This window comes from Paracoccus ravus, assembly GCF_004522175.1.
In the GTDB taxonomy this organism is placed as follows: Bacteria; Pseudomonadota; Alphaproteobacteria; order Rhodobacterales; family Rhodobacteraceae; genus Paracoccus; species Paracoccus ravus.
Map to the genome: position 1 here is coordinate 1 of NZ_SDEB01000072.1, position 2,429 is coordinate 2,429.

Sequence of the window (2,429 nt, forward strand, 5' to 3'; positions counted from 1 at the left end):
CATCCGCTGCTGCGCGACCTTGCTCGCGGCATCACGCGGCGGTCCCCTCTTCACTGTCGATGACTGTCCCATCGGCTGTTCCTCCTTCCCGAAAATAGCACGGAAAGAAGGTTAAGTGGACAGTCAAAGACTGGTCAATCGTCGGGAAAACAGTCCCCCGGACTGTTTCCTGATCCTCCTCCTACGTTGCCACCCGATACGACCGATGTCCGGCAACTTTCGTCTCCGCGATCCTTCTCGCTGCGGCGGTTAACTTCTGTCTATGATCGAGAACCAGTCCCCGACCAGGAGTGTCGCCAGCTGCCCAGCCAGAGTATCCGAGGCAAAGATCACCGCAAACAGGGTGCGGTCTGGCCAATTGAAGGACTCGGCCGATCAAAAAATTTATGCCAAATCGCTGAAAGCCAAAGGGGATGGACTTCGTGGCAGCGATCTCGATCTGCCGACTGAGGCGGTTGAGCCAAGGGAAAGATCACCGCGTTCAGGATCGCGGGTTCGCAGGGCTCGGGCGCAGCAACCATTCCTTGGGTATACGCGACACCGATCCGGCATCGGTCAGTTCTCTCTCGCACTGTTTGGACTGGCGGAAACTGATCAGCCAAGGTTTAGACAGCTCATCTCTCGGATTGGGGCGGTATGCCGGCGGCACATGGCTTCACTTCCAGACATGTCGGCGGCGCGATCAGTACGGTTTCGCCCCGCGACCCGCCGCCAAGAATATGGTTAAGCCTGTGTCTGGCCGGTGCGCGCTCGATGGCGTCGTGGCGCGGAAACCGCGCGATTTTGCGCTCGAAGATCCGCAGAATTCGGCCGTTCGCGTATCCTTGTGCCAATCATCCCGCGCGATCTGCATCCAACCGGGAAAATTCGGGACTGCCATTTGCTCGAGCGCAGAGGCCAGCATCGCCCCGGACCGTGAGCTTGTCGATTTCCAAGACGCCGGGCTTGCCTCGATCGTGCGAAAGCAACAGCCGGGGTCTTCCCTGCCCTCATAAGCCCGCCAAGGTCAAGTCAGGGCCGCACGAAGCGCAATCACGATGGGCCACCCTCGTCCTGGCAGATCTGGCCGGAATTGGTGCGGCGCTCGACCTCGGCGCGGATCCGCAGTTTGAGATATTTGCGCGGATCATACGACATGGTCGCGAGTTTCGACGCGATCAGTTTCCCATTGCGCCGTGCTTGCTCATCTGCCGGACTGGCAAGAAGCATCGCGTCGCAATAGGCAAGGGACAGCGCGCAATCCCCGCCGCCACCAGCGAGACGCGCGGTTGAGAGTCTCTGATCGGCCTTGGCAAAGGCGGCCTAGACTTTGGCATGACTTTCCATCCGGTATGGCACCTCGCCGCGCGGTCTGGATTCGTCCAGCGGGAAGGCCGCAGCGCAAGGCGGCGAAGCGCGAAGCTGCCCGCAAGCGCCGGATCCAGCGCGGCATTCATGCCTGCCTTCACAGCATCACGAGGGTCCTCAGCCACCCTAACGTCGTAATCAGCAGTCCAAGATCACGATATTGCAGCGCCCGAACGCGGTGCCGCCGCGATCCAAGATTTCGATGGAGCAGCGCTGCTCGGACCGATGCCGCATCCGCTGGCAACTCACCCGAACGCGGTGCCGATCCTCTCATCCGCCGGGATCTGAGCCAGAAGCTTCGGCAGAACCGCGCTGTCACCCTCGCGGCTCGAGGCGAACTCTACCGCATGAATGCCACTGGTGGCTGTATCCGTTGCGCCAGGTCGTGCGTTCAGCGCTGCGTGCATCCCGACCAGCGCCAATCGAGCCCTCGACATCACTCTCCATGATCAGCTGAAGGATCGCCTCCGCAATGCCGCGCAGAAAGTTACCCTGATCATGCTTGGCCAGAACCTCGGACAGACTATGTTGGTCTTGGTCATCGGGGTCTTCGGAAAGTTCGTGGTGGAAGCGTCGAAACTCCCCCTCGACCATACACCTCGATGGCCACCCGGAATTACACCGGCGACGGCTTAGAAATTACACCACCTCCTCGGACGCAAACCACGGACCCCGCCGGCGCAGGATGCGTGAGGTAGGCTTTTCCATCTTGGTCCTTACCCGCGCAATGTACATGGAAGTCGACGGCAAAATGCGCGCTATGGTCAGACAAATCTGCGGGCCACGCCGGATGCGGCAGCAGGGCTCATAAGTCCGCGAATGGCGATCACCTGCCTTGACAAAAGGCGGCGTAAAGCGCGGCCATCAGCACTTCGAGATCTGGGTCCGCGATGCGGTAGTGGACCGTCTGCGCCTCGCGCCGGGTGGCGACCATGCCGGCGTCGCGCAGCCGCGCGAGATGCTGGCTCAGCGCCGACTGGCTCAGACCGATCCGGGCCTGCAATGCACCGACCGACATCTCGCCCTTGACCAACTCGCACAGGATCAGAAGCCGCTTGGGGTTTGCCACCAGAGACAGGCGC

General features: G+C 61.2%; 2 protein-coding genes and 2 pseudogenes. All 4 read right to left on the reverse strand.

Translation table 11 applies throughout. The annotated features are described in order from the left end of the window. Nucleotides 1-1,032: 1,032 nt before the first annotated feature. Entirely contained in the window at nt 1,033-1,209 is a 177-nt protein-coding gene (locus ESZ60_RS21015) for a hypothetical protein (protein ID WP_167620257.1), read from the reverse strand. Between the two features lie 395 nt (nt 1,210-1,604). Then, nucleotides 1,605-1,724: pseudogene (locus ESZ60_RS20475) on the reverse strand (IS5/IS1182 family transposase); the annotation flags it as partial. Further along, nucleotides 1,714-1,869: pseudogene (locus ESZ60_RS21630) on the reverse strand (IS256 family transposase); the annotation flags it as partial. The pseudogenes ESZ60_RS20475 and ESZ60_RS21630, both read right to left, overlap by 11 nt. 304 nt (nt 1,870-2,173) lie before the next feature. Further along, a partial coding sequence (locus tag ESZ60_RS20485) for a metalloregulator ArsR/SmtB family transcription factor (RefSeq protein WP_134682487.1) occupies nt 2,174-2,429 on the reverse strand: 256 nt, incomplete at its 5' end.